Consider the following 3710-nt stretch of genomic DNA (forward strand, 5'->3'; position numbering starts at 1 on the left):
CGACGCCCTGCACCGCACGGGCGGTGGTGAGCATCCACGGCTCGGTGGCCAGCGCACAGGCGGCCGACGCGAGCGTGAACAGCGCGATGCCGGCCTGCAGTGCTACGAGGGGCTGACCGTCTCGGAGGCGCTCTACGAGTGGAACTACCCGCGGCAGCTGCTGGCGATCAGGCTGGCCGAGGCGTCCGGTGCGACCCTCGCCTCGGCCGACCTGTTCACGCCCGAGTTCCTGCTGCGCCGGCCGCTGCTGACCGCGCTGGAGCATCCCGGGCCGCGCCCGGCCGTGCTGCTGCTCGACGAGGTCGACCGGGCCGACGACGAGTTCGAGGCGTTCCTGCTGGAGCTGCTGGCGGAGAACACCGTGACGATCCCGGAGCTGGGCACCCGGCGGGCGGTGCTGCCGCCGATCGTGGTGCTGACCTCCAACCGCACCCGCGACCTGCACGACGCGCTCAAGCGGCGCTGCCTCTACCACTGGATCCCGTATCCGGCGGCCGACCGCGTCGCGGCGATCGTGCGCCGGCGCGTGCCGGGCATCGGCGACCCGCTGGCCGACCAGGTCGCCGATGCGGTGCGCCGGCTGCGCGGGCTCGAGCTCTACAAGCCGCCCGGGGTGGCCGAGGCGATCGACTGGGCGACGGCGCTGCGCGTGCTCGGTGTCGACGCGCTCAGTCCCTTGGCGGCGCGGCGGACCCTGCCCGCGTTCGTCAAATACGACGAGGACCTGGCCACCGTACGCGCCAGCGGGGTCTTCGATGACTGAGCCGCCGACCGCCGACCTGGCGACCGTGGTCGCCAGGTTCGGCGCGGTGCTGCACGACTCGGGCGTCGCGGTCGGTCCGGACCGCAGCGAGCGGTTCGCGCGGTCGGTGCTGCTGACCCGGCCGGGCACCACCCGCGCGCTCTACCACTGCGCGGCCGTCACGCTGCTCGCCGACCCGGGCGACCGGCCGGCCTTCGACCGGGCGTTCGACCTGGTGTTCGGCGGGCTCGTCGACGAGGCTTCGGGCCGTGGCGGCGAGGCCGCGCCGGGCACCAGCGGCGTGCCGCCCCGGTCGGGCTCCACGCCCGGTGGCCAGGCGGGGATCGGCGACCGGCCACCTGGTTCCCCTCCTTCGTCGCCCGGGACCCGTAGCCCGTATCCCGTGATAGCGACGGCGAGCGAACGACTCGGCGGGCGCGACTTCGCGAAGCTCTCGCCCGACGAGCTCGCTGATCTCGCCGTCGCCATGCGGCGGCTCAAGCTGGCCAGCCCGCCGCGCCGCAGCCGGCGCACCCTCGTCGGCCTGCGCGGCCCGCACGTCGACCTGCGCGCGACGCTGCGCGCCGCGCGCCGGACCGGCGGCCATCCGGTGCGGCTGCGGCGCCGGCGCCCACGGGTCAAGCCGCGCCGCCTCGTGGTGCTCTGCGACATCTCCGGCTCGATGGCGCCCTACGCCCGGGCCCTGCTGCAACTGGTCTACTGCGCGGCGGGCGGGCGGCGGGCCGAGGTGTTCACGTTCGCCACCCGGCTGACCCGGCTCACCCGCGTGCTGCACCGGGTGCCGCCGGCGGTCGCGCTGGAGCGGGCCGGGCGCGCCGCGCCGGACTGGTCCGGCGGCACGCGGATCGGCGCGGCCCTGCGCACGTTCATCGACGAGCACGGCGCCCGGGGCATGGCCCGCGGTGCCGTCGTGCTGATCCTCAGCGACGGGTGGGACACGGGACCGCCCGAGGTGCTGGGGCAACAGATGGCGCGCCTGTCGCGCCTGGCATATCGCGTGGTCTGGGCGAACCCGCGCACGCAGAGCGCGGCGTTCCGGCCGCTGACGGGGGGAATGGCCGCCGCGTGGCCCTGGTGCGACGCGGTGGTGAGCGCGCACCGGCTGGACGCGCTCGACGACCTGTTGGTGGCCCTGGCCGACGCCGGCCCGCGGCACGCCCACCGGACGGACCGGTGGCGTGCGCGGACCGGACCGGCCATAGTGAGACCTGGGGGCGATGATCGTGCGTGACGTGCTCGCTGACCTCTCGCGCTGGTGGCGCGAGGATCGACCGGTGGGGATGGCCACGGTGGTGGGCACCTGGAAGAGCGCACCGCGGCCACCCGGTGCCACCATGCTCGTCGGGCCTGACCAGACCGCGGTCGGCAGCGTCTCCGGCGGTTGTGTCGAGGCCGCCGTCTACGAGCTCGGCCTGGCCGCGATCGAGTCCGGTGAGCCGCAGCTCGTCCGCTACGGGGTCAGCGACGACGACGCGTTCTCGGTCGGCCTCACCTGCGGCGGGATCATCGACATCTTCGTGGAGCGGGTCGACCCGGCGTCGTTCCCGCAGCTCGGCGAGGTGGCGGCGGCGATCGGGGCCAACTCGCCGGTCGCGGTGGCCACGGTGATCCGCGATCCGGGCGACCGGCTCGGGCAGCGGGTGGTGGTCTGGCCGGACCGGGTGGACGGTTCGCTCGGGTCGGACTTCTTCGACCACGCGCTCGTCGAGGACGTGCGAGGGATGCTGGCCTCGGGTCTGACGGGGCCGCTGCACTACGGGCCCGGCGGCGAGCGGCTCGGCGACGAGGTGACCGTGTTCGTCGCGTCCTACGCGCCGCCGCCGCGCATGCTGGTGTTCGGCGCGATCGACTTCGCCTCGGCGCTGGCCCGCCAGGGCGCGTTCCTCGGCTACCGGGTGACGGTGTGCGACGCCCGGCCGGTGTTCGCCACGTCGCGGCGGTTCCCCGGCGTGGAGGTCGTCGTCGACTGGCCGCACCGCTACCTGGCCGGCGAGATCGAGGCCGGGCGGGTCGACGGCCGCACGGTGGTCTGCGTGCTCACCCACGACCCGAAGTTCGACCTGCCGGTGCTGAAGCTCGCGCTGGACCGCGAGTTCGCGTACGTCGGCGCGATGGGCTCCCGGCGGACCCACGACGACCGGGTCGCGGGGCTCGTCGAGGCCGGCGTGTCGGAGGCGCAGCTGAAGAAGCTGCACTCGCCGATCGGGTTGGCGCTGGGCGCGCGTACGCCGGAGGAGACCGCGGTGAGCATCACCGCCGAGATCATCGCCGACCGCTGGGGCGGCGGCGGGCAGAAGCTGTCCACTCTGGACGGTAGCATCCACGAGAACCTCGACCGACGCTGACTGGGAGACCCTGCAATGGAGCTGGAACACGAGTTCACCGTCGCGGCACCCGTCGAGCGCGCCTGGGACGTCCTGCTCGACCTCGACACGATCGTGCCCTGCATGCCGGGCGCGGCGCTGACGGGCCGGGACGGCGACAACTTCAACGGCACCGTCAAGGTCAAGCTCGGGCCGGTGTCGATGACGTTCGCGGGCAAGGGCACGTTCGTCGAGCGTGACGAGGCCAGCCGCCGCGTGGTCGTCGAGGCCGCCGGCAAGGACTCCCGCGGCGGCGGCACGGCGAAGGCGACGGTCCGCGCGACGCTGACGCCGTCGGCCGACCCGTCGTCGACCGACGTGCACGTGCACACCGACCTCGCCGTCACGGGCCGGATCGCCCAGTTCGGCCGGGGCATGATCGCCGACGTCAGCGGCCGGCTGCTCGGCCAGTTCACCGACTGCCTGCAGGGCAAGCTGGCCGGCGGCGGCGGCGAGAAGGTGTCGGCGCGGCACACCGCGACTCCACGGGGCGCCGCTCGGCTTCGCCGCGGAGGATAGCCGTTTCGGTCGTCCTGGCCGGCTGCGGTCGCGACTCGGGCGGCGGGCAGGAGCAAGCCAAGACG

The 3710-nt window shown here is 74.6% G+C and carries 4 protein-coding genes; all 4 read left to right on the forward strand.

The window, feature by feature from the left end; genetic code table 11:
* A partial coding sequence (locus tag AB0H87_RS39375) for a MoxR family ATPase (RefSeq protein ID WP_360158166.1) occupies positions 1-763 on the forward strand: 763 nt, incomplete at its 5' end.
* Positions 756-1994, forward strand: coding sequence for a VWA domain-containing protein (locus AB0H87_RS39380; protein ID WP_360158169.1), 1239 nt, complete (start codon positions 756-758; stop codon positions 1992-1994). The genes AB0H87_RS39375 and AB0H87_RS39380, both read left to right, overlap by 8 nt.
* Before the next feature lies 1 nt (position 1995).
* The gene (locus AB0H87_RS39385; protein WP_360158172.1) at positions 1996-3108 is read left to right on the forward strand and encodes an XdhC/CoxI family protein; all 1113 of its coding nucleotides are present in this window, start codon (positions 1996-1998) and stop codon (positions 3106-3108) included.
* Positions 3109-3123: 15 nt separating this feature from the next.
* Complete coding sequence (locus AB0H87_RS39390; RefSeq protein ID WP_360158175.1) at positions 3124-3645, forward strand: SRPBCC family protein; 522 nt, start codon at positions 3124-3126, stop codon at positions 3643-3645.
* Positions 3646-3710 lie beyond the last annotated feature (65 nt).

Origin of the sequence: Asanoa sp. NPDC050611 (assembly GCF_040654855.1) — a bacterium.
GTDB lineage: Bacteria > Actinomycetota > Actinomycetes > Mycobacteriales > Micromonosporaceae > Asanoa.